Genomic DNA, 21,164 nt, shown 5'->3' on the forward strand with positions numbered 1-21,164 from the left:
TCATGAAAGACAAGGGAATGACTAGGGGACAGCCGATTACATTTCGAATTCCCTCGGATACACCTGACCATATACTGAAACATTTACAGAAGCTAAAGGAAACGGAGAAACGAAATTTTTCCAGTAAAATCGCTGAACTTGTGATGACTGGTGTAAATAACACTGTGTCAAAACAAAGAGAGGCGATTACAATCCCTTTACCTAAAGGCTTAGATAAATCCCAACGAGACTGGTTAAAGCACGAACATTCTGAAGCTTTATTGGGCAGTATTGTCTATCAATTACTATCAAATCCAGTTCGAACAGCATCCCTTCTTGCATCTTTAAGTAGTAGCGCTTTAGACATCGATGAAGCCCTCTATCTTCAAGAAGAAACGGCTGTAAGCAAGGAGCATGATAGTGGTTGGGCTTCTATCGAAGGAAAAAACGATCTAGATACAGAGCCGGTTGAAGAGCATTCGCACTCAACGGACGAGGAACTAGACAATTTTGATTGGGAAAATGCTATGAAAACACAAGAGCCTGATAAAGAAGAGGATATCGTTGAAGAAAGTATGGAAGATCTTCTAGGAGATTTTCTTGCTCAAATGAATAAGTAATGATGATATAGAATAGGGAAATGGGGCAGACACAAAAAGTGTCTGCCCCATTTTTCATAATGAATAAAATTACTCTAATATTTCACCCTGCCAAGAGAGACCCATAGAATATAGTTCAGAAAGGAGTTTGCTTTAAAGTGTATAGGGCTTAAAATTTGGAAACAAAGTTGATGCTTCTGGTAACGATGAGAGTGATTTCATCTCGGCTACTTCCATCATATTTTCCCAAATGGTCATTACTTGATTCGATTGATGTGCAAGATCCTTTGCTTCTTCCGATCTCCACTCGAAAATTTCCATTACAGTTCCATTTTTAGATAGGATTCGAATTGGTTCTAGGGAAGTAATTAGTTCTTCTTCTTGAAGGGTAGAAACATGGTTTTTTAGAATATCATTTAGTTCTTTTTCTTTTTCGGCATAAGGTTTATAAAGCGCAATAGTAAGTAGCGATTGATTCATAAAATCATTGAACTCCTTTTAAGATCGTCATATTGGCTTAATTGGATTTTCACGACCTCCATCGGTTCAATTAAGGTCCTTATTTTTGCATTTTTCTTTTCTTAGGGCAAATTCCAACTAATCTAATAGATTAATAGATGCATAAATCGATAGGATTGGAAGGTTATATGCTTATAGATTATGCTTTGCAGGGATTTCCCACAAATTCTCAATTCCTTGTGCCCTTTTAATTGTCGTAATGGCTCCTTGGTGCAGCCCCTCATGCCAATTAGTGAAGGACAGTACTTCTCCAAGAGTAGTGAATTGTACCTTTTCTGTTAACCGAAATGGCTCTTTACCGACTTCATCTAATCTGCCAGTAAATTTCTCTTTTACTCTATTTGGTTGTTCCTCGAGAAGCCCTTTTAGCTCTGTTAAGCTAGGAGGGGAATGTTCCCAAATGGTTGGATCAGTATTAAAATGGAAAAGCTCAAGAAAATGTTTAGGAAGGATGGGTTCTTCCTTAATAAAATGGTGTAATAGGTTTTCTTGTGCAAGATAGATATGACCCAAATTCCATCTGATGGAGTTTCTAAAGCCGTTCGGTATGACATCTGCCATTTCCTCGGTTGTAGCATCCAAAGCAGCAATTGTTCGTGCCCGAATAAATTCCATTTGTTGAAAAAGCATTCCTTCTTTCATCATGAAACCTCCTCACAATCTTTTTAATTCATTCAATTTTCATTTGAAGAACTCCTTCCTAAGTTAAGGTGCTTTATGGAAATCGAACTTAATTAAGTGGATAAACTTGTACTAGTGATGGTTTGTAGGGTTAAACTAATAATAATAAATACCTACATAAAGTTCTTATAAAGTGAAACTTCTCATAAGGGTAAATCGTATATGTCATTAGGAAGATTGAAACGGAGGTGCTACATGAGCTTTTTTACTAACCTATTTGGAAAAAAAGAAAAAAAGATTCCTGAAGTAAAAGAACGGGATATTCTCTCAATAGAGGTCGGGGATATTGTTTCCTACGATCTTGAAGATTATCAGGTAGTAGGAAAACTAATATACGAAGATCATGGCTTTGAATGGTTGGCCTATCAGCTTCAGAGTCCAGCAAAAACGCTGTGGTTAAGCGCTGAAATGGACGATGAACTGTATGTAGGAATCTATGAGAAAATAAAGCTGAAGCTTCAGGAGCCCTTTCCTAAAAAACTTGAACATGATGGAATTCGTTTTAATCTCGATGAATCTGGAGTAGCAAGAGTTCGTGGAGAAGGTAGAGGGAAGAACGTTAACAATATTCAGTGTAAGTACTATGATTATTGTGATGATGAAGAAGAGCAATTCCTATCTATAGAGGTTTGGGGTTCAGAAGTTGAAGTAAGCTATGGGTATGAAATTGAAGAATATGAAATAAAGATTATCGCTAGTAAATAAAATCATTATAGGAGGAGATTCATTTGTTCCAATTCTTTAAACGAGTGAGAACGGTAGTAGGGTCTGAACTAAACGCAATGCTGGATAAGGCAGAAGATCCGGTGAAAATGTTGGATCAATTTATGCGTGAAATGGAAGCGGATATCCGCGATGCAGAAGCAGCTGTGGCAAAACAAATTGCCAATGAAAAAATGCTTCAAAAGAAATTTGAAGAAGCAGAAAAGATGGCAAACAAGCGTCAGGAGCAAGCCATAAAAGCCTTAGAATCTGGAAATGAAGATTTAGCACGGAGAGCATTAGAAGATAAAAAAGGACATCAATCCCAAGCAGAGACATTAGAAGAATCTTACCTTCGTGCAAAAGAAGATGCTAAAACCCTTCGTACAAAGCTAGATGAAATGAAAAGTGAATACAACCAAATGAAATTGAAAAAGGATTCTCTTAAAGCACGTGCAGAATCGGCGAAGACGAGAACAAAAATGAATCGTGCCATGTCAGGGATTGGTGGAGATCAGTCCAGAAAAGGGTTTGAGCGAATGGAGGAAAAGGTCCTTCAATTTGAAGCAGAAGCGGAAACAAGTGAAGACATGCGCTCTAGCAACAGAAGTTTAGATGATGAGTTAGATGCTTTGGACAAAGAGAATAGCGTGGATGATGAATTAGCTGCGCTAAAGAAACAAATCGGAAAAGAATAAAATATACCTCTATGATAGGTTCGGGACTGACAAATCGTCAGTCCCCCTAGTTTTGTATAGAAAGTGGGTGAATTGATGAAGAAACCACTTCTTCCCCTTCTTCTTTCTGTTGTTCTCTTGTTAGCCGCTTGTGGTTCGAATACAGGTAGCGGTTCGTTATTTAAAGAAGGAATTGCAGAATTTATAAATAATGAATTTGTCATTCATGATACCGTTTCAAGCGTTACAAACAGCTCAAATTTCTCTGAAATCTACATAGCAGAGAATCAATCGATTGAAGAAGTTTCATCAACGATTAGTGGTCATATTGAACCGGTGGAAAAAAGTGAAATTAAGGATGATAAACAGGTGCTTGTGTATGATCGTCTTTTTGTTATTTTGACAAAAGATGAAGAAAATAGTGCCAATACGTATATTGAAGTAGCCAATGATGATTTCGTTAGAAATAATTATAGTCCTAGTTTCTTTAATGGTTTGTTTTTACTATGGGTTTTAGATGACCTTCTAGATGTCGACGACTGGGGGAAAAAGCAGAATTTAAGGTGTAATAAAAGCCCAGATTATTGTTATGGTGGCTATGGAGCCTCTGGAGGGTCTTTTAAAGGTTTAAATCAGACGCCAACCATCAGAAAAGGGTCTTCCGTACGCGGTGGAGGTCCTGGTTCAGGAAAATAGACGAAGGGAGTAAGAGAATGCAGCCATTTTTATTAACACTTATGTATTTTGCATTAGCCATTATTATTGTCATCATTGGATTAGTGATTTTTGAGATCATGACAAGGAAGTATAAGGATTGGGATGAGGTATTAAACAATAATCATGCCGTAGCCCTTTCTATTAGTGGGAAAATTATTGGAATCTGTATCATTCTGGCTTTTTCGATTTATCATAGTTCAGAATTGACGGATACCCTTATATGGGGAGCTTTTGGAGTCGTTCTACAGATGGTCGCCTATTTGATTTTTGAATTCTTAACAAGAAAATTCTCTGTCGAGGAACAATTGTTAAAAGGGAATGTATCTGTGGGGATTATTAGCTTTGCGGTGTCTGTAGGGTTAGCGTTTGTTATCGGTGCATCGATTACGTGAGGCATTAGAGAAGGGAATTTATAAAACATGCAGGAACAAATAAAGAAAACAAAAGCCATTTATTGGGCATCTGGCATTGTATCGATATGTGGCATTATCTTTGAGGTTCTTTTTGGCGCAGCAGGTTCTTATATTTTGGGAGATGGGGTTAAGCAGTATACGCTCACCATCTCCCTCTTTCTTACAGGAATGGGGATTGGTGCGTACATCAGTGAAAAAGTAACGAAAAATTTGATTTTATCCTTTGTTTGGATTGAATATTTGATCGGAATTTTAGGTGGGTTTTCTGTATTTCTCCTTTTTGGTGTTACGGCGTACATAGGTGACGGTACAGATGCCTTTTTCCTTTATTCCATCACACTATTAGTGGGTACATTAACAGGTGTAGAACTCCCCATCCTGATTCGGAAAGCAAATGAAATTGGAGAAAAATTAAATCGAAGCGCGGCTAGAGTACTGTTTTCTGATTATGCAGGAGGGTTAATCGGTGGCCTCTTATTTGTTTATCTATTACGTCCTGAATTAGGGTTAGTAAAATCAGCCTTTGTCATTGCCCTAGTGAATGTTGGAGTCGCCATTTGGTTTCTATTTTATTTCAGAGATGAAATCAAAAACATAAAGCGTCATGCATCAGCAGGAATTATGATCTTTCTCATTCTATTGGCTGGGGTATTTGTTGGAGAGGAAATCGCCTTTTCCCTTGAACAAAAGCTGTATCGTGACCCTATCGTCTATTATGATCAGACAAAGTATCAGCAAATTATCCTAACAAAAGAGCAAGGGGATTTACGCCTCTTCCTTGATGGCCAGCTCCAATTTAGTTCTACTGATGAATACCGCTATCATGAAACACTTGTCCATCCAACAATGGCTATGTCCGATAGGAAGCAAAATGTGCTCATTCTCGGGGGCGGTGATGGTCTAGCCGTTCGCGAGCTGAAGCAGTATAACGAAATTGAGACCATCACACTCGTTGATTTAGACCCAGAAATGGTAAAACTTGCAAGGTCTCACCATGATATTGCTGACCTAAATGAACATGCCTTAGATGATCCCCGAGTCAGTGTAGTGAATCAAGATGCTTTTGTGTTTTTGGAGGAAGCAAAGAAATTTTATGATGTGATCCTCGTGGATTTACCTGATCCGAATAATGAATCTTTAAATAAGCTTTACACAATGGAGTTTTATCAGCTTATCAGAAATCACTTGAATCCAGGTGGGAGTGTGATGGTTCAATCTACCAGCCCTACCTTTGCAACAGAAGTCTATTGGACCATTGATAAAACCATCCAAGCAGCAGGGTTAGAAACATCAAATCTACACGTAGATATTCCGAGCTTCGGAGATTGGGGTTTTGTCCTAGCAAAACGTAAGCCAATTGATTGGGAAGGGATTCAACTACCAGAAGGAACAAAATTTTTAGATGAAGATACCCTTAAAAGCTTGAGAACTTTTGGAAAAGATATCGACAGGGAAATGGAAAAAAACAGGAAAAAGGTTCAGTTAGAGGTTAACACTCTTATGAATCCAATCTTAATTCAGAAATATAGTGAGGCATGGCTACATTATTAAGGCTCATTTTGTAAAAAGTAGCAAGGAACGTTACCAGTTTTATAAAACAACGAAAATAGTCCGGAACGGTTAAGAGGATTTCTATGAACGGTTCCGGGCTCTAATTGATAAAGATTCTTTAGTCCTTATTCATATAAAAATCTTCAGGCTTTACCTCTTCACCATTTTCTCCAGAAAAGCGTAATCCCCAGCTTGTGATCGCTGCGATAAACATAACAATTAATAGAAACCAGCCTTGAAAAACAAAAGGGAAAATTTCCGTTGGACCGATAACGGGAATGAAATCAAAGTCTTCAGCCACCCCTTTTATGGTTGCCCAGGCAAGTAATACACCACCGCTCCAAGGGAAAATATAGCCTAATGAAGACGAGACAGTATCAAGAAAATTAGCACGGCGGTAAGGATGGATGTGAAATTCTTTTCCGAGCTTACGTACAAAAGGTCCTGCGGTAATTTCTGCTGCTGTGTTGATGGTAATGAACACATTTAAAAATGCCACAATCGCAAAGATAGAGAGCTCAGCTTTCTTTACCGCTCCATTAATTAATTTCAGGAAAAAGTTCTTGATTGTTTCCATAGTCCCGGCTAATTCCATTAAATGTGCTGCTGCTAATATAAACAAAATTAAAATCGCCATATTGAAGTAACCGCCTATTCCGCTCATCAGAGCTCCTTCTACCACTGGGTTTCCAGCCTCATCTTTTGAAAACGCAAGAACTTCAGAAAAGGAAGTCCCTGTTAAAAAAATGAAGGCGATTGAGGAAACAATTCCCCAAGTGAGAGAAGTGAGTAGATGTCTTCCTGACAGGGCTAAATAGAGAACAAATATAAAAGGAATTAACATAAACAACCCTTTAGGAGAAACCTGTGCCTCGAGGTTGGCTAATACTTGAGGTTCACCGAAATCTCCACCTCCGCCCAGAAGAGTAAATAAAATAAGGGAGGGAATCGCTGCCGCAATCGAGTATTTAAATCGAGATTTCACCACACCGGGAACGTCTGCTTCTTGAGTTGTAGCCGATACGATCGTTGTATCAGAAACAGGAGCCAGATTATCTCCAAAAACCGCCCCACTTAAAATCGCAGCGAGAAGGACAACGGGCTCTGCACCTAAAATGATCCCCGCAGGAAACATTAATATTCCAAAAGTAGCAACCGTTCCATACCCAGTACCTACAGCAGTAGAGAATAGTGCGGATAATATAAAGGTCAAACCAACAATAAAGCCACCCTGAAGTCCAGTCTTAAATCCAAACCATATAAGTCCTTCAACTAGGCCACCGGCTGCGAGAAGCTTTGCAAACATCCCTGCCCAAAACCAAGCTACAACCGCAATTACACCAATTGGCTGCGCCATTCCAGTAAACAAAGCTTGAGCATAATTCTTCCATTTTGATTTACAAAAAAAGAGACCAATCGCAATTCCAATGACCATTCCTAATACTAATGCTTCTTCTGTAACAAGTTTCATTACACTTAACGTGATTGCCCAAACAATGAAAAAAACAAGAGGAATAGTTGAAAAGAAGACCCCTCCTCTGAATTCAAGTTTATCAATTTCTAGCTCCCCGACTGCTTCTTGGGCAGCTAATTCCTGTCCTTGATCATCATTCATGTTTTGCCCTCCTTAAAACAAGTTCCTCCTATATGAATTCTCTTTTATTATGAGGTCATTTCATGTTTTTATTCTAATCAAGAGTGACTCTTATTTCCCGGGCAAGAATTTGTCGAATTGGACAGAATATTTTCAGCTCCACTTTTTCATACTATCCTTAAACGAAAAGGAGTGATTGAAATGGGACGTACAAAATCAGGAAATGCGAATGCACAAAGAAATAACAATCAGAAAAAAGGAAATCGGACAAGCTCAGAGATGGTAGAGTTCACAACAGGACAGGTAAAGGAAAAAAAGAATCGGTATCAAGACTAAGGTAATGGGAGTGAGGCTGACTCTAGTGTCAGTCTTTTTTTATTAGATAAAAATATGGAGTGTTTATGGTTAAAAAGATTTGTCAGTGTCCAGCTTCAGCGCCTAACTCCTCGAGACATAAGTCAAGCCACCAAGGAAGGAAAAAGGCACCCTTCCTTGGTGGCCCGCCTTATGCTATGCCTGCTACCCACAGGATGTGGCGAACTTAGCCTTTCAACCTTTGACGTGACGCTTGCGCTTTTCTAGTTTCCTAAGCCCATTCTTCTAAAATGAAGGGAAATGAAACCTTCTTATCTAATTAGTAGAGGGAATGAATCAAAGGGGAGGAAAAACTATTAATGAAAATGAGTCGTGAACGTTTTGAAGAGGCAGGGGAGTTTATTAAAAGAAATGGACGTTCTCTTGAAGCAGAGTGTTTTCGTTTTTTATTTGAAAAAGGTAAAGCGGATACGGTAATAGCAGAAACAGTGAAGTATCAAAATGAAGATGGAGGTTTCGGTCATGGAATGGAATCTGATTTTCGATTGCCACTATCGTCACCGCTTGCAACCTCGGTTGGTCTAAGACATCTTGTAACTGTCGGTGGGAACGAAGCAGAAACAAGTATCAGGAAAGCGATTCAATACTTAGAAAAAACTTATGATGTAGATCGAAAGGGTTGGTTTGCTGTTTCGAAAGAAGTAAATGACTATCCTCACACACCGTGGTGGCATTTTAATGAAAAGGAAGGGTTGACGGTTATTGATTATAGCTGGGGTAATCCTACAGCGGAAATTTTGGCGTATCTTTATCAAAATCGTCAGTTTGTGCACATGTTGAACATCGATGATTTAGTTATAACAGCGATTTCAAAATTAGAAAATAAAGTCGATTTTCAATCAGAGCATGAACTATATTGCTATGTAAAACTCCATGAAGTTTTACCTAACGAGCTAAAAAATCGCCTAGAAGCTCCTTTAAAAAAAGGAGTTCAACAACTCATTCAACTAGATGAATCAAAATGGAATGAATATGTACCAACTCCCCTTGATTTTGTGAAAAACCCTGCTCAAAACGATTTCGGAATTCCTACAGAAAAAATAGAGAAAAATCTTGATTTTCTTCTTGAAGAATTGGTGGAAAAAGGGAAAATCAGTCCTTCTTGGGGTAAGAGCTTCTATGGAGAGGGCTTTGAAAATGCCTATGAGGAGTGGCAAGGTGTCCTTACATTAGATGCTTTAATTATACTAGCTCATTTTGATAGGATAGACGAATGAGAAAAAAAGTGAAGAACCAATGTTAAGCTGGTTCTTCACCCCTTTCTTTAGTCTAATCTCTTTAATGGTTTTTCAGCGGGACCTTCAATAACATCGCCATTAATAGAATAGCGTGAGCCGTGGCATGGACAGTCCCAGGTACGATCACCATGATTCCATTCACATTCACAGCCAAGATGAGTACAGGTGGTATCTACGAGATGAAGTTTCCCATCTTCATCTCGATATCCTCCACCCCTTATTCCATTTATATTCACAACGTCACCCTCGTCAACCCTAAGATCATCAGGTGTTTTCATTGGAATCTCTAGTTTTCCTTTTACAAGGTGTCTGGCTACATCAGCATTTTCCTTAATGAAATGTTTGATACTTGGGTCTGCCACAAAACGAGATGGCTGAAACACCTCTTCATAGGGGCTTGATTTTTTAATAATCAAGTCTGTCAACAATGTGGCTGCTACTGTACTACTTGTCATCCCCCATTTCTTATAACCTGTAGCCACATAGATGTTCTTTTTCTTAGAACTGTGCTGGCCAATATAAGGAACTTTATCAACGGTAATTAAATCCTGTGCAGACCATTTATACTTTACCTCTTCGATTCCAAGGACTTCCTCACCAAAGGTTTCAAGGGCTTTGTAATGCTCCAGTGTATCCTTGCCTTGGCCTGTCTTATGATTATCTCCACCGAAAAGTATTAACTTTCCATTAGATGTGTTTGTATATCTAATGGAGCGTGTTGGATCCTCCGCACTTAAATACATTCCTCCAGGATAGTCCTTTCGCGTTTTAGCACCGAGTACATACGAGCGCTCGGCATACATTTTGGTAAAATAAAGTCCCATTCCATCGTAAAAAGGGAAATGCGAGCAGATGAGAACGGTATTACAAGTAATGGTGTTTCCATCACGTGTTTGAACCTGAGGTTGATCTCCTTCTCGAATGTCCGTTGCTATTGTATCTCCGTATATTTTTCCACCGTTCTTCGTAATTTCCTCGACTAGCTTTGTTAAATACTGCAAAGGGTGAAACTGAGCTTGGTTTTTCATGACAACCGCATTTTTAATGTTGAGGTCAATCGGAAGCTGTTCAACCAAGTCGCCTTCGATTTTTAACTGTTTGTAGGCTTCGTATTCTTTTTCGATTTTCTTCTCATACTTCTCAGTAGTGGAATAGACATATGCATCCTCTTCGGTAAGATCACACTCAATTCCTAAACTATTGATGGTGTCTTTGATAAACGTTATAGCTTCATCATTGGCTTTGTAATACAGTTTTGCTATTTCGTTTCCAAAATGTTGAATTAGCTCATCATAAATAAGACCATGCTGAGCTGTTACCTTTGCCGTAGTATGCCCGGTTGTTCCATTGAAAAGCTGATTTGCTTCAATTAGAACAACATTTTTGCCTTGCTTTGTTAATTGGTATGCTGCTGTAATTCCCGTTATTCCTCCACCGACGATGACGATATCTGCTGTAAGGTCTTCTTGTACCTTGGGAAATGATTGAATGTTTACGGATTCTCTCCAATAAGGTTCGGGTGATTGTTGAATCTTTTCTTCAGGGTTCATCGATTTGTCCTCCTCATATGCTTCTTATCATAATTTTTCCAAGTGAGGAGTTTTCATGTATAAATTCTAAGAATTTTCTCGTTATGTGTTTATTTTTGGAAGGAGTATAGATGTAGGAGGATAGCTTGTACTAGAGTTGTTAGAGGTTTTTTGTGTAAAGAGTCTGTATCCCAGTATATAGTAGGGAATGTATTTAGGAAATGAAGGTTATTTGTTGCGCAGATCTCGAAGAAAAATTCACGATCTCAGTCCAAATAGGCGCTGGATTCGTGAATGTAGGAGTTGAAAATAAAATTTATGAGCGGCTCCCGAAAATAATGTGACCCATCGCACTTCATGGCCAAATATCAAGCAAGGCAAAAAAACCCGGATTCCAGCACAATCGTGCCTAAACCGGGTTCGCTTTATATTATTTTACCGAAACGCCCATTTTCTCTGCTGAGTCAACGGTTTGCTTTAAAAGCATGGAGATTGTGACAGGTCCGACTCCGCCAGGGACAGGGGTAATGGCACTTGCTTTTTCAAAACAAGTTTCATATTCTACGTCTCCGATGTTTCCTTTATTATAACCAGCGTCTAAGACAACGGCTCCTTCTTTTAGCCATTCTCCTTTAATAAAGTTTGGTTTTCCGACTGCTGCGACAACAATATCTGCGCTCTTGATCATTTCTGGTAAGTTTTCTGTGTAGGAATGACAAGTAGTAACTGTAGCATTGCGATTTAATAGCATCATAGAGACAGGCTTACCAAGAATTGGGCTTCTACCGATAACAACGGCATGCTTCCCTTCTAGCTCTACGTTGTAATAATTAATAATTTCAATGATTGCTGCTGGAGTACATGATGGGAAATCTCCAAAGCCAAAGGTAGTTTGACCAAATCCAAGACTTGTAACCCCGTCAACATCTTTTTCAATCGCAATTGACTCAAAAGCTGCTCTTTCATCAATGTGAGAAGGAACAGGGTGCTGAAGAAGAATCCCGTGTACGGTTGAATCTTGATTTAATTGATAAATCGTGTCTAGAAGCTCTTCTGTCGTTGTTTCTTTAGGTAAGTGAATTCTTTTTGAAAGAATTCCTAGGCGTTCACAAGCGTTGCCTTTCATTTTTACATACGTTTCTGAGGAGGGGTCATCTCCCACAAGGATCGTAGCTAAGCAAGGTGAGATTCCTTGATTTTTTAATTCTCCTACTCTTGTTTGCAGACGTTCCTTAATATCGTCTGCAACTTTCTTTCCGTCTAAAATTAAAGGTTCCATTTTGACAATCCCTCCTGAATTTAAGAAAAAGGTCTGATTCAAAAGTGTCTAAGAACAAGTGGCAGATCAATACAAAATATTGCAGCTGTAGTTCCTGATTCTTTATTTAGAGTCAGCTCCTTTGCCCAGGCGAACGGCTAATGGTGGTCTTTACGCAGCTCCCTTGTGGTTTTTTCCACATTTTCGCCAGTCACTGCAACCTTTATTCCTTTGCTTAGATTATAACACGAACATAATTAAAAAATCTACATGTATTGTTCGTCTATTTTGATGTCCGTCGAAGGTCTTAGCTTTTTTTCCTTCTATTTTCTTAAAGCTAGTTCTCCCCAATACCCGATTTGAAAGCATTGGATCAACAATATACTAAAATCAAAGATAACTATTGGAGGGATTACCAATGAGTCAAAAAGATCAAGTTGTGATGATAACAGGTGCTTCAAAAGGATTAGGGAAAGCTCTTGCGTTAGCATTTGCGAAAAATGGAGCGAAACTGGCCATTTGTGCAAGAGGGAAAGAAAGTCTAAATCAGGTACATGACGAGATCAAAGCTTTAGGAGCAGAGGTGGTAGCCGTAACAGCAGATGCTTCAAATTCTAACGATGTCGACCGATTTGTTTCAGTGACAGAATCGACGTTTGGTCGTGTTGATGTGTTAATCAACAATGCGTCAATTTTTGGACCTGGACCTCGTCTCTTATTAGATTATGCTCAAAATGATTTTGAAGAAGTACTAAAAGTAAATGTGGGAAATCCTTTTCTAATGACGAAAAGAGTGCTTCCTGGAATGTTATCAAGAAATCAAGGTTCCATTATTAATATTACTTCTGAAGCTGGAAAGACAGGTTTTGGTGAATGGGGAGCATATGGGATATCAAAATTCGCTGTTGAAGGATTAACCCAAACCTGGGCAGATGAACTGAGTGAAACCAATGTGAAAATCAATATGGTGGATCCGGGAGAAATGGATACGGAAATGCATGATCGGGCCGTTCCTGATTGTGATTATGAATTGGCTCAACCGAAGGATATTGTCGATGTTTTTCTTTACCTAGCTTCAGATGAATCTAAAAGCGTAAACGGGAAACGATTCGAGGCGCAATTATTTAAAAAAGGAGGGGAGTAAAAATGAGTGCTTTTGTCCATTCCTTTCAGATTCCAGATGAGTTAAATGCTAAGAAACCAAAAGAAATACTTGGGAAAAACCGAGAAGATGTTAGGTTGATGGTTTTAAATACGGACAATGGTGGTTCGATTCATACTCATTTTAACAACATTACAGATTTTTTCGAAGAAGGAGATCTTCTCGTCTTTAATAACAGTCGAACAATCCCTGCCGTTTTAGATGCAAAGCGGAGAAATCAAACATTGGAGCTTCGTCTCTCTAGGAAAACAACCGAGAGCTGTTGGGAAGGAATTCTACTAGGAGGGCTATACCAAATCGGAGATGAACTTACATTTGACCAGGGATTATCAGGGAGGATAATAGGCGTAGGAAGTGAACCCCCGCTTGTGAAAATTGAGTTTTCTCTTAAAGGGAGCGAACTATTAGATCATATTTACCGTATTGGTCAACCAATCCGCTATGAATATATTGATTCTCCATGGCCACTTGAAAGCTATCAAACAGCATATGCATCTGTTCCCGGCTCTGTTGAGATGCCCTCAGCAGGGAGAGCTTTTTCATGGGGGATAATGAACAAATTAAAGGAAAAAGGGGTCCAGCTTTCATTTCTGTCCTTACACGCAGGTTTAAGCTATTACGGGAATGATCAATGGCCAACCCCAACAGAACACCCAGAGGAGTATATCATTCCTACTGAAACCGCGGAGCTAATCAATCAAACGAAACGGAAAAAGAAACGCATAATTGCAGTAGGAACGACTGTCGTGAGGGCGCTTGAAACCGTCGGACGAGAAAATCCAATCATGATTTCGAAAAAGGGAATTACAAATTTGTATATCGATCAAAGTTTTTCGTTGAAAATTGTAGACGGTTTGCTCACTGGCTTTCATGAGCCTGAAGCTAGCCACCTTGCTCTATTATCAGCATTTGTGAAAAAGGATAAATTGTTAAATGCTTACAGAGAAGCGATAGAGTTAGGATATTATTGGCATGAGTTTGGGGATATGAATTTAATTATAAGAGGAAACTAGCGTGAAAATTAAATCACATCATATCGGAATTGAAGTTCAGAATTTAGAAAAATCAGTTGAATTTTATGAATCGATTTTTAACTTTAAAACAGTAGCTTGCTTCATTCTCGAAAATGAAAAAATTGTATTTCTTGAGAATAATGGAGTCAAGGTTGAACTCATCCACTCTGACTCCATCACCACTCCAACCTCAACCGTTCATTTTTCATGGGAGGTAGACCATTTAGAGACCATGATCGAAACTCTTTCGATGCATTCTCTTCATCCATTTGAGGGGCCGATTCTTCTTGATAACGGATGGATTACAGTCTTCTATAAGGGTCTTGATAGCGAAATCATTGAGATTATTCAATCAAGCTTGTGACATTCGAAATCCAACAAAATAGATAGGTTTTGTGAAATTTTTTATTCTCTGAATCTATGATAAGGTTATTCAGTTAATGTTGAAAAGTAGGAAGGGATAGAATGATTCGAGAAAAAAGTTTACGCTGGACCTTCTTTTTTGTAGGATTAATCGTATTAGCTTTAGGGATTACTTTAACGATTAAAGGTAAGGATCTGGGGATTGGCCCTTGGGACGTCTTTCACTATGGCTTGTTTGCTCAATTCGGTTTAACGATTGGGACATGGTCGATTATCGTCGGTATTTTATTGATTACGATGACAGCCATTTTCACTAAGGTACTACCTAAAATCGGTGCTTTTTTAAATATGTTGTTGATTGGGGTCTTTATTGATTTTTTCAACTATATCATTCCGGATCCTGAAACGATTCTTGTTCAGACGGTATTATTTATAATAGGGACCGTTATTGTAGGATATGGAATCGGGCTTTATGTATCCGCTGATTTAGGTGCGGGTCCACGTGATAGCCTAATGTTATTAATTGTTGAAAAAACAGGCTGGAAAATCCAGTGGGTCCGAAATGGGATTGAAGTGATTGTCTTCTTATTGGGATGGTTACTTGGAGGTCCAGTTGGAATTGGAACCATCTTTATTGCCTTTTTCTTAGGTTCTATGGTGGGAATCTCACTTCCACAATGTCAAAAGCTTTTACAGTCATTCCTCATAAAAGGTCAAGATAAAGAGGCGGAAATTGCATAAAACCATTCAAAGCTGTCTCTTTATGAAAAGAGTCAGCTTTTTCTTTTTAAAAGAAATCACTGTGGGGTAATGGGTGGAATGAGGTCGTGAAAATCCAAAAAGGTGAAAATGGGGTTCTCAAAAGAGTGGAATGTGGCCATGAAAATCCGGAAAAGCTAAAAAGACGTCCTGAATAGAGCCGTATCAAGTTGCGAAGATCAAAAGAAAAGGAAAATGCCGCCATCACAAAAAAACTAGTAAACTTTTAACATTTCCCCCGAAATATTTTCTTCATTGTTTCTCTCATTCCCTTTTTTTCTCCCAAGTAGCCATAATATTTACGTTTTACCTACTTTAAAGAGCCTAATAAAGAATATATTTTTGTGTTTAAGATTTAGATGTATTTATGCGATTGGGCGAGACATATATCCCTTTTAGAAGCAGTTGAATCTTTTAAAATCGGGGTACTATATAAGATTCGAGTAAAATTAAAGTTTTACCCTCATAAAAGAAGGGGATAGATCCCAAAATCAAGAAAATAAATATAAAAACTGATTTTAACGTGTAGGGGTGCTAAGCATGAAGGAACTTGTTGGACATTGTAAACGTTGTCAGAAAGAAATTTATTGTTTAGATGGGTTTTTTAATGGAATCAAGCTGAATGATGGACAGCTTTTATGCTTTGCTTGTGAGGAAAAACAAGAGGAGGAAGTTTAATGAATGCTTATACAAAACAAATTGTTGCAACTTTTAAAGAATATGAAAATAAAGAGCTGGCAGGTCCCATGGAAGCCTATATGAGAGACCAGTTTCCTTTTTTGGGGATTAAAACACCGGAAAGAAAAGCGATTTTCAAAGATTTTTTAAATCAATATTCTACGCCTGAGTTAGAAGATCTACAGGTGATTGTAAAAGAATTATGGGACCAGCCAGAACGTGAATTTCAATATATTGCGTTAGCATTGCTTGAAAACCAGTTCAAGCATTTAGACACTTCCTATTTGCCATTAGTAGAAGATCTAATCATCGAAAAATCCTGGTGGGACACGATTGATGCGATTGCTTCAAATTTTGTTGGGAAGCTGCTTTTGAAGTATCCAGATCAAATAGAACCTTATACACGAAAATGGATCATGGATGAAAATATGTGGTTGAATCGAACCGCCATTCTTTATCAATTAAGTTATAAAGCAAAGACAGATGAGGAAAGGCTATTTGAGTATATATTGCTGCACAAGGAATCAGATGAGTTTTTCATTCAAAAAGCGATTGGGTGGGCATTAAGAGAGTACTCAAAGACGGCTCCTGACTCAGTTGTCAAATTTATTGAAAAAGAAAAGTTGAAGCCTTTAAGTAAGCGAGAGGGGTTAAAATATCTTAAGAAAAAAGAGAAGGAACGTGTTCAATGAAAACGGCAGAATGGATTATATCGACGTTAAACATGACTGCACATCCGGAAGGTGGTTATTATGCCCCCTCTTTTCAATCAGAGGAACGAATCGAGGACGGGACAATCAGAAAGCGTTTTGATGACGATCGAAAACTTTGGACAAGTATCTACTTCTTGCTGAAAGAAGATGAGGTTTCTCATTTTCATAAATTAAAATCGGACGAGCTTTGGTATTTCCATGAAGGCTCTTCACTCACTATTTACATGATTCTTCCGACTGGAGAATTAAGAATGGAAACATTGGGGTTAGATTTAGAGAAAGGTGAAAGACCTCAAGTTCTTGTTCCCAAAGGAACCATCTTTGGATCAGCAATGAATGGTGAAGGATTCACTTTAGTAGGCTGTATGGTTTCTCCTGGCTTTGACTTTGCCGATTTTAGATTATTTAAGCGAGAAGACCTTTTAGCTAGATTCGGAGAGCATAAAACCATTATAGATAGACTAACCAGGAAGTAGGCAATCACCTATTTTTTCTTATTGCATAAACTACATTGAGTTTCTTACAACGGAAAAAAAGGAGTGACTAGCTTGTCTGGAACCATTCTTCATTATTATGCTGGTGGTAATACAGCCCGCGGCTTTCATAGTTTATATGAATCGAACTTAAAGGACCTTCAAAAGCTTTTTATTCTTAAAGGAGGACCTGGTACTGGGAAATCTTCTCTTATGAAGGCGTTAGGTCGTCATTGGGAAAATCAAGGGTATAATTTAGAATGCTTACATTGTTCATCTGATAATGATTCTATCGATGGTGTAATCTTGACCGATTTCAATATAGGAATTGTGGATGGTACGGCACCACATGTAATCGAACCGAGAGTTCCAGGGGTAATTGAAGAATACATTAATTTAGGTGAAGCGTGGGACGAAGCAAAGTTAAATGAAAATAAAGAGCAGATTATTTCATTAACCGAAGAAGTAAGTACTTCTTTCTCAAATGCTTATCATACCTTTTCGGAAGCTTTAGCCATCCATGATGAGTGGGAGGAAATATTCATTGAGAATATGGATTTCGAGGCGCTTAATTCTTTGACATCGAACTTGATTGAAAAGTTATACACATCTGTGAAAAAAGATAAACGATCAAGAGTGCGTCACCGCTTTCTCGGAGCTGCCACTCCAGAAGGGGCAAAGGATTGTATTCCAAATTTAACGGCTGATTTGGAGAAAAGGTATTTGATTAAAGGCCGTCCTGGATCTGGAAAATCTACGATGCTGAAAAAACTGGCAAGAGCTGCTGAGGAACGTGGACTTGATGTAGAAGTTTATCATTGTGGTTTTGATCCAAACAGTCTCGATATGGTCATCGTTAGAGAACTAGGCTTTGCTATTTTTGATAGCACAGCTCCACACGAGTATTTTCCAGAACGTGTAGGTGATGAGATTGTAGACGTTTATCAAATTGCCATTAAAGAAGGCACGGATGAGAAATATGCTAAAGAGATTAGCGAAATTTCCAGTAGGTATTCGGCAAAAATGAAAGAAGGTACTGCGTATTTGGCTCGTGCGAAAGAGTTGCATGATCAACTTGAGAACTATTATGTCGAGGCGATGGACTTTGATGTAGTAGCAAATTTTAGAGATAAAATCCAGAAGCATGTTGAAAGTTTAGTTGAGTAATCATTGATGACCGATCTATGGATATAGGTTGGTTTTTTTTTATGCTAATAATTTTTCTTATGTTTAAATCACTCTTTTTGACGGGAATAGATTACAAAACATATCAACAATCAGAAAGGAGAATAAAAAAGTGTCAACAGTAACGGCAGGAATCCAGGTTTTACCGAATGGGCAGGATGTAGATACTTATGGGGTTATACCGAGTATTGTAGGCTCTGTTAAGGAGTCAGGGCTGAAATATCAAGTTGGTCCAATGGAGACGGTAGTGGAAGGAGAACTTGATGAAGTCCTATTATTGATTAAAAATCTACAACAAGATAGTATCCAATTGGGTGCTAGTGAGGTCATAACGAATATTAAACTGCATTATAAACCTAATGGAGTAACCATTAATGATAAACTGACAAATGTATAATACTATATTGGAAAGCAGGGGCATCCCTGCTTTTTCGTTAAAGTTGAAAATTATATGTAATTTCCCATATCCTATTTCTAATCTACTAAATTTATATTAAAGTTGAACTTAGTAAAGAATATAGTGAAAATACAGAAGTGCTTTAGGGATATGGGAGGAAAATCATATGAACTGGAATGACTGTATCGAAAGAACCAATACACATTCGGTGAAATGGTCTTTTGCGGATGAAGAAATAATTCCGATGTGCATTGCGGATATGGATTTTCAAGTATCGTCGGCGATTGTAGATGCTATGAAAGCAAAAGCTCAGCATGGTATTTATGGTTATACGACATTTAGTGAGAGGTACTATGAATCCATCATCGGCTGGTGGAAAAAAAGGCACGAGATGACGATTGAAAGAGATTGGATATCATTCAGTCCAGGCATCATTCCTGGAATGAACATTCTTTTATCATTATTAACAGAGCCAGGGGATCAGGTCATGATTCAAGAGCCTGTCTACTACCCTTTTTATAGTTCGATTGAAAATCATGGCTGTCGAGTCGTAACAAATTCGCTTTGTTATCAGGACGGTAAGTACAAAATCGATTTTGCCGATTTTGAGAAAAAAGCAAGTGATCCACGCACGAAAGTTTTTATTTTATGTAGTCCTCATAATCCTGTTGGAAGAGTGTGGACAAAAGAAGAGCTGCAAGAGTTAGGGAATATTTGCCTTAAACATGATGTTTGGATTTTATCCGACGAAATGCATGGAGACTTAGTTTATGAAGGATATAAACATATTCCCCTATTTGAAATTGACTCAAGATTTAAAGAGATGAGTGTTATTTGTGCGGCACCAAGTAAAACCTTTAACATTGCAGGGCTGCAGACATCTATTCTATTGATTTCGAATGAGGATCTAAGGAATAAGTATCAGAACAAGCTAACCCAATTTGGTTTAATGCGCCCAAATGTATTCGGAGTTGAAGGAACAATTGCTGCCTATGAAGAAGGCGGTCCCTGGTTAGAAGATCTCCTCATGTATTTGGAGGAAAATCGCAAGCTAGTGAAAAACTATCTTCATGAGAACCTTCCTGAAATACTCCCTGTATTACCCGAGGCGACTCACCTAATTTGGTTAGATTGCTCAAAGCTTGGAATGAGTGGTGAAGAGTTAGTTCATTTCTTCTTAAAAGAAGCCAAAATAAAATTCGATGAAGGCTATAAATTTGGTCAAAGCGGTGAAAATTTTGTCAGAATGAACATCGCTTGTCCACGAGAGAGATTATATACAGCCTTAACTAGAATGAACGAAGCCATTCTTAGGCATCGGTTAGAAGTGAATCGATAGGGGATAGTTTATAGAAAGAGTTGGCTCAACACATTGAGGAGTCGGCTCTTTTTATATAAATGTACGATTGAAGAATTGTGTATTATTTTGTCGAGCGGTCAATATATAGTTGGGACTGGACAGATGACTTGCCATCTCGGACAAATAATTAAGCGGGCTTTCTGACAAGTCAATTATTCTACTATCGGCGGTTCATTCTCTAGATTCCCCCTTTTTGCAGCCCCATTCTCCTCCCTTAAATGTGGTAATGCACAACTTTTATTTTAAGCACGAAAATGACTGGTAAACGGATGAGATTCTAATTTTGTGCACCAAAACCTAGAGTCAGTGCACAAGATTTCAAATTTATGCACATGTTAATAGACAGACGAATAAATCAAAAAGGAACAAAAACTTACCATTTGATATGACTAATAAAAATAAGAGGCTTTCCCCAAATGAAGGTGTCAGGAAGCACAACTTCCGTATATAGAAGAAACCCTTTAAGACCTCCTCTATATTTGGATAATACTAATGCTCCCTAACCCTTATAGAGAACCCCTTTGATATCTTATTGAAATAAAAACGTTAATTGAACATGATTTTTGCACAAAATTAAAGGACACATTGAGCGGCACAAAGTATTAATAAGGTTTTGGTTTTTTCTCCAATAAACTCTTAAAGTTATTTCTGTAATAAAACAACAGATAACTATAAGCGATGACAAGCATTACTGCTAAAAGAAGTAACGAATGGTCTAGGAATAAATGAAGTAAAAAAATGTTGACTACAATTGGCGATAATATTGTCAAGACTAATGGAATGAATAGATTGATTAAGAGTAAAGCTCCACATAAAATCTCTAAGGTTTTTTCCGCAATTAATAGATATTTAAATTCGAATAATGCCATTGCTTCGGGGCTAGTTGCTATAAAAGGATCAAGTCCAAAAATGACAAAATAACCGTTTAGACCTCCAACCAAAAAAATGACTCCTAAAAAAAGCCTGGTTATATGCAAAATTATTATAATCATTGCACACCTCCTAGTAGAGTCTATTCAATTTAATTTTATTTTATTATAGCCTTAAAACGTGAAATCAGTTTTAGAAGCATTGGTAAATGAATGAACCGAGTTCGAAGCTATTGTGATTCATCAAATATTCATTTGTTTAAATACAAACTTTCAGATCCTTAGTATTTTTTATTTGCAATTACAATTTACCATTAAACTCAAATAGATTAGCAAAGTAGAAATCTCTTTTTATTATGC

Annotated in this window: 24 protein-coding genes and 1 riboswitch; of the genes, 18 read left to right on the forward strand and 6 right to left on the reverse strand. The window is 38.0% G+C overall.

Translation table 11 applies throughout. The annotated features are described in order from the left end of the window. Positions 1-2: 2 nt before the first annotated feature. On the forward strand, positions 3-599 hold the full coding sequence (locus tag JOC86_RS08165) for an uL1 family ribosomal protein (RefSeq protein WP_205170448.1): 597 nt from the start codon (positions 3-5) through the stop codon (positions 597-599). Between the two features lie 132 nt (positions 600-731). Here the strand turns inward: JOC86_RS08165 and JOC86_RS08170 are convergent, their stop codons facing one another. Both JOC86_RS08170 and JOC86_RS08175 read right to left on the reverse strand, forming a co-directional pair. Then, positions 732-1,058 carry a hypothetical protein gene (locus JOC86_RS08170; protein ID WP_205170451.1) on the reverse strand — a complete coding sequence of 109 codons (327 nt, stop codon included), beginning with the start codon at positions 1,056-1,058 and terminating at the stop codon, positions 732-734. Positions 1,059-1,229: 171 nt separating this feature from the next. Continuing rightward, a complete protein-coding gene (locus tag JOC86_RS08175; protein WP_205170454.1) occupies positions 1,230-1,739 on the reverse strand; it encodes a DinB family protein in 510 nt (169 codons plus the stop codon). Positions 1,740-1,973: 234 nt separating this feature from the next. On the opposite strand from JOC86_RS08175, the gene JOC86_RS08180 reads away from it, so the two are divergent. The 5 genes from JOC86_RS08180 (at position 1,974) to JOC86_RS08200 (ending at position 5,838) form a co-directional block, all read left to right on the forward strand. Continuing rightward, positions 1,974-2,483, forward strand: a complete 510-nt coding sequence (locus JOC86_RS08180; RefSeq protein ID WP_205170457.1) for a DUF4178 domain-containing protein — start codon at positions 1,974-1,976, stop codon at positions 2,481-2,483. 23 nt (positions 2,484-2,506) lie between these two features. After that, entirely contained in the window at positions 2,507-3,178 is a 672-nt protein-coding gene (locus JOC86_RS08185; RefSeq protein WP_205170460.1) for a PspA/IM30 family protein, read from the forward strand. Between the two features lie 75 nt (positions 3,179-3,253). Next, positions 3,254-3,853 (forward strand): DUF4247 domain-containing protein, encoded by a 600-nt coding sequence (locus tag JOC86_RS08190; protein WP_205170463.1) that lies wholly within the window; start codon positions 3,254-3,256, stop codon positions 3,851-3,853. A 17-nt stretch (positions 3,854-3,870) separates the two neighbouring features. Continuing rightward, entirely contained in the window at positions 3,871-4,266 is a 396-nt protein-coding gene (locus JOC86_RS08195) for a DUF350 domain-containing protein (RefSeq protein ID WP_205170465.1), read from the forward strand. Between the two features lie 27 nt (positions 4,267-4,293). Next, positions 4,294-5,838: a polyamine aminopropyltransferase gene (locus JOC86_RS08200; protein WP_205170466.1), complete on the forward strand. Its 1,545-nt coding sequence runs from the start codon at positions 4,294-4,296 to the stop codon at positions 5,836-5,838. A 118-nt stretch (positions 5,839-5,956) separates the two neighbouring features. On the opposite strand, the gene JOC86_RS08205 is transcribed toward JOC86_RS08200, so the two are convergent. Continuing rightward, a complete protein-coding gene (locus tag JOC86_RS08205; protein ID WP_205170468.1) occupies positions 5,957-7,453 on the reverse strand; it encodes a Na+/H+ antiporter NhaC family protein in 1,497 nt (498 codons plus the stop codon). 180 nt (positions 7,454-7,633) lie between these two features. Between JOC86_RS08205 and JOC86_RS24965 the strand changes: the two genes are divergently transcribed. Both JOC86_RS24965 and JOC86_RS08210 read left to right on the forward strand, forming a co-directional pair. Then, positions 7,634-7,768 (forward strand): hypothetical protein, encoded by a 135-nt coding sequence (locus JOC86_RS24965; protein ID WP_275583386.1) that lies wholly within the window; start codon positions 7,634-7,636, stop codon positions 7,766-7,768. A gap of 338 nt (positions 7,769-8,106) precedes the next feature. Next, positions 8,107-9,024, forward strand: a complete 918-nt coding sequence (locus JOC86_RS08210) for a hypothetical protein (protein WP_205170470.1) — start codon at positions 8,107-8,109, stop codon at positions 9,022-9,024. A 47-nt stretch (positions 9,025-9,071) separates the two neighbouring features. On the opposite strand, the gene JOC86_RS08215 is transcribed toward JOC86_RS08210, so the two are convergent. Together JOC86_RS08215 and JOC86_RS08220 are read right to left on the reverse strand one after the other, a co-directional pair. After that, positions 9,072-10,595: an FAD-dependent oxidoreductase gene (locus tag JOC86_RS08215; protein ID WP_205170473.1), complete on the reverse strand. Its 1,524-nt coding sequence runs from the start codon at positions 10,593-10,595 to the stop codon at positions 9,072-9,074. Positions 10,596-11,004: 409 nt separating this feature from the next. Then, entirely contained in the window at positions 11,005-11,853 is an 849-nt protein-coding gene (locus JOC86_RS08220; protein WP_205170476.1) for a bifunctional 5,10-methylenetetrahydrofolate dehydrogenase/5,10-methenyltetrahydrofolate cyclohydrolase, read from the reverse strand. A 116-nt stretch (positions 11,854-11,969) separates the two neighbouring features. Next, positions 11,970-12,057: riboswitch (ZMP/ZTP riboswitch) on the reverse strand. Between the two features lie 193 nt (positions 12,058-12,250). Here JOC86_RS08220 and JOC86_RS08225 point away from each other — a divergent pair. The 10 genes from JOC86_RS08225 to JOC86_RS08270 all read left to right on the forward strand — a co-directional run bounded on the left by JOC86_RS08225 (position 12,251) and on the right by JOC86_RS08270 (position 19,914). Next, positions 12,251-12,976 carry an SDR family NAD(P)-dependent oxidoreductase gene (locus JOC86_RS08225; RefSeq protein ID WP_205170477.1) on the forward strand — a complete coding sequence of 242 codons (726 nt, stop codon included), beginning with the start codon at positions 12,251-12,253 and terminating at the stop codon, positions 12,974-12,976. Between the two features lie 2 nt (positions 12,977-12,978). Beyond that, the gene (locus tag JOC86_RS08230; RefSeq protein ID WP_205170484.1) at positions 12,979-14,007 is read left to right on the forward strand and encodes an S-adenosylmethionine:tRNA ribosyltransferase-isomerase; all 1,029 of its coding nucleotides are present in this window, start codon (positions 12,979-12,981) and stop codon (positions 14,005-14,007) included. Between the two features lies 1 nt (position 14,008). After that, positions 14,009-14,371, forward strand: coding sequence for a VOC family protein (locus tag JOC86_RS08235; protein WP_205170487.1), 363 nt, complete (start codon positions 14,009-14,011; stop codon positions 14,369-14,371). 101 nt (positions 14,372-14,472) lie between these two features. After that, positions 14,473-15,111, forward strand: coding sequence for a YczE/YyaS/YitT family protein (locus JOC86_RS08240; RefSeq protein ID WP_205170489.1), 639 nt, complete (start codon positions 14,473-14,475; stop codon positions 15,109-15,111). 558 nt (positions 15,112-15,669) lie between these two features. Further along, positions 15,670-15,807 carry a hypothetical protein gene (locus JOC86_RS08245; RefSeq protein ID WP_205170491.1) on the forward strand — a complete coding sequence of 46 codons (138 nt, stop codon included), beginning with the start codon at positions 15,670-15,672 and terminating at the stop codon, positions 15,805-15,807. Then, complete coding sequence (locus tag JOC86_RS08250) at positions 15,807-16,499, forward strand: DNA alkylation repair protein (protein WP_205170493.1); 693 nt, start codon at positions 15,807-15,809, stop codon at positions 16,497-16,499. Before JOC86_RS08245 ends, JOC86_RS08250 begins: the two co-directional genes overlap by 1 nt. After that, a complete protein-coding gene (locus tag JOC86_RS08255) occupies positions 16,496-16,996 on the forward strand; it encodes a cupin domain-containing protein (RefSeq protein ID WP_205170494.1) in 501 nt (166 codons plus the stop codon). Before JOC86_RS08250 ends, JOC86_RS08255 begins: the two co-directional genes overlap by 4 nt. A gap of 72 nt (positions 16,997-17,068) precedes the next feature. After that, positions 17,069-18,160 (forward strand): PRK06851 family protein, encoded by a 1,092-nt coding sequence (locus tag JOC86_RS08260; RefSeq protein WP_205170495.1) that lies wholly within the window; start codon positions 17,069-17,071, stop codon positions 18,158-18,160. 130 nt (positions 18,161-18,290) lie between these two features. Then, positions 18,291-18,575 (forward strand): thiamine-binding protein, encoded by a 285-nt coding sequence (locus tag JOC86_RS08265; protein WP_205170496.1) that lies wholly within the window; start codon positions 18,291-18,293, stop codon positions 18,573-18,575. A gap of 166 nt (positions 18,576-18,741) precedes the next feature. Continuing rightward, the gene (locus JOC86_RS08270; protein ID WP_205170497.1) at positions 18,742-19,914 is read left to right on the forward strand and encodes a MalY/PatB family protein; all 1,173 of its coding nucleotides are present in this window, start codon (positions 18,742-18,744) and stop codon (positions 19,912-19,914) included. Between the two features lie 623 nt (positions 19,915-20,537). Here the strand turns inward: JOC86_RS08270 and JOC86_RS08275 are convergent. Continuing rightward, the gene (locus JOC86_RS08275) at positions 20,538-20,927 is read right to left on the reverse strand and encodes a hypothetical protein (protein WP_205170509.1); all 390 of its coding nucleotides are present in this window, start codon (positions 20,925-20,927) and stop codon (positions 20,538-20,540) included. Positions 20,928-21,164: the final 237 nt, after the last annotated feature.

The sequence above is a fragment of the Rossellomorea pakistanensis genome (assembly GCF_016908495.1).
GTDB classification, from domain to species: Bacteria; Bacillota; Bacilli; order Bacillales; family Bacillaceae_B; genus Rossellomorea; species Rossellomorea pakistanensis.

Excerpts from the sequence above, each read along its gene's own strand:
- JOC86_RS08165 (WP_205170448.1), top strand. The coding sequence starts at position 3 with ATGAAAGACAAGGGAATGACTAGGGGACAGCCGATTACATTTCGAATT.
- JOC86_RS08170 (WP_205170451.1), bottom strand. The coding sequence starts at position 1,058 with ATGAATCAATCGCTACTTACTATTGCGCTTTATAAACCTTATGCCGAA.
- JOC86_RS08175 (WP_205170454.1), bottom strand. The coding sequence starts at position 1,739 with ATGAAAGAAGGAATGCTTTTTCAACAAATGGAATTTATTCGGGCACGA.
- JOC86_RS08180 (WP_205170457.1), top strand. The coding sequence starts at position 1,974 with ATGAGCTTTTTTACTAACCTATTTGGAAAAAAAGAAAAAAAGATTCCT.
- JOC86_RS08190 (WP_205170463.1), top strand. The coding sequence starts at position 3,254 with ATGAAGAAACCACTTCTTCCCCTTCTTCTTTCTGTTGTTCTCTTGTTA.
- JOC86_RS08195 (WP_205170465.1), top strand. The coding sequence starts at position 3,871 with ATGCAGCCATTTTTATTAACACTTATGTATTTTGCATTAGCCATTATT.
- JOC86_RS08200 (WP_205170466.1), top strand. The coding sequence starts at position 4,294 with ATGCAGGAACAAATAAAGAAAACAAAAGCCATTTATTGGGCATCTGGC.
- JOC86_RS08205 (WP_205170468.1), bottom strand. The coding sequence starts at position 7,453 with ATGAATGATGATCAAGGACAGGAATTAGCTGCCCAAGAAGCAGTCGGG.
- JOC86_RS24965 (WP_275583386.1), top strand. The coding sequence starts at position 7,634 with ATGGGACGTACAAAATCAGGAAATGCGAATGCACAAAGAAATAACAAT.
- JOC86_RS08210 (WP_205170470.1), top strand. The coding sequence starts at position 8,107 with ATGAAAATGAGTCGTGAACGTTTTGAAGAGGCAGGGGAGTTTATTAAA.
- JOC86_RS08215 (WP_205170473.1), bottom strand. The coding sequence starts at position 10,595 with ATGAACCCTGAAGAAAAGATTCAACAATCACCCGAACCTTATTGGAGA.
- JOC86_RS08220 (WP_205170476.1), bottom strand. The coding sequence starts at position 11,853 with ATGGAACCTTTAATTTTAGACGGAAAGAAAGTTGCAGACGATATTAAG.
- JOC86_RS08225 (WP_205170477.1), top strand. The coding sequence starts at position 12,251 with ATGAGTCAAAAAGATCAAGTTGTGATGATAACAGGTGCTTCAAAAGGA.
- JOC86_RS08230 (WP_205170484.1), top strand. The coding sequence starts at position 12,979 with ATGAGTGCTTTTGTCCATTCCTTTCAGATTCCAGATGAGTTAAATGCT.
- JOC86_RS08240 (WP_205170489.1), top strand. The coding sequence starts at position 14,473 with ATGATTCGAGAAAAAAGTTTACGCTGGACCTTCTTTTTTGTAGGATTA.
- JOC86_RS08245 (WP_205170491.1), top strand. The coding sequence starts at position 15,670 with ATGAAGGAACTTGTTGGACATTGTAAACGTTGTCAGAAAGAAATTTAT.
- JOC86_RS08250 (WP_205170493.1), top strand. The coding sequence starts at position 15,807 with ATGAATGCTTATACAAAACAAATTGTTGCAACTTTTAAAGAATATGAA.
- JOC86_RS08255 (WP_205170494.1), top strand. The coding sequence starts at position 16,496 with ATGAAAACGGCAGAATGGATTATATCGACGTTAAACATGACTGCACAT.
- JOC86_RS08270 (WP_205170497.1), top strand. The coding sequence starts at position 18,742 with ATGAACTGGAATGACTGTATCGAAAGAACCAATACACATTCGGTGAAA.
- JOC86_RS08275 (WP_205170509.1), bottom strand. The coding sequence starts at position 20,927 with ATGATTATAATAATTTTGCATATAACCAGGCTTTTTTTAGGAGTCATT.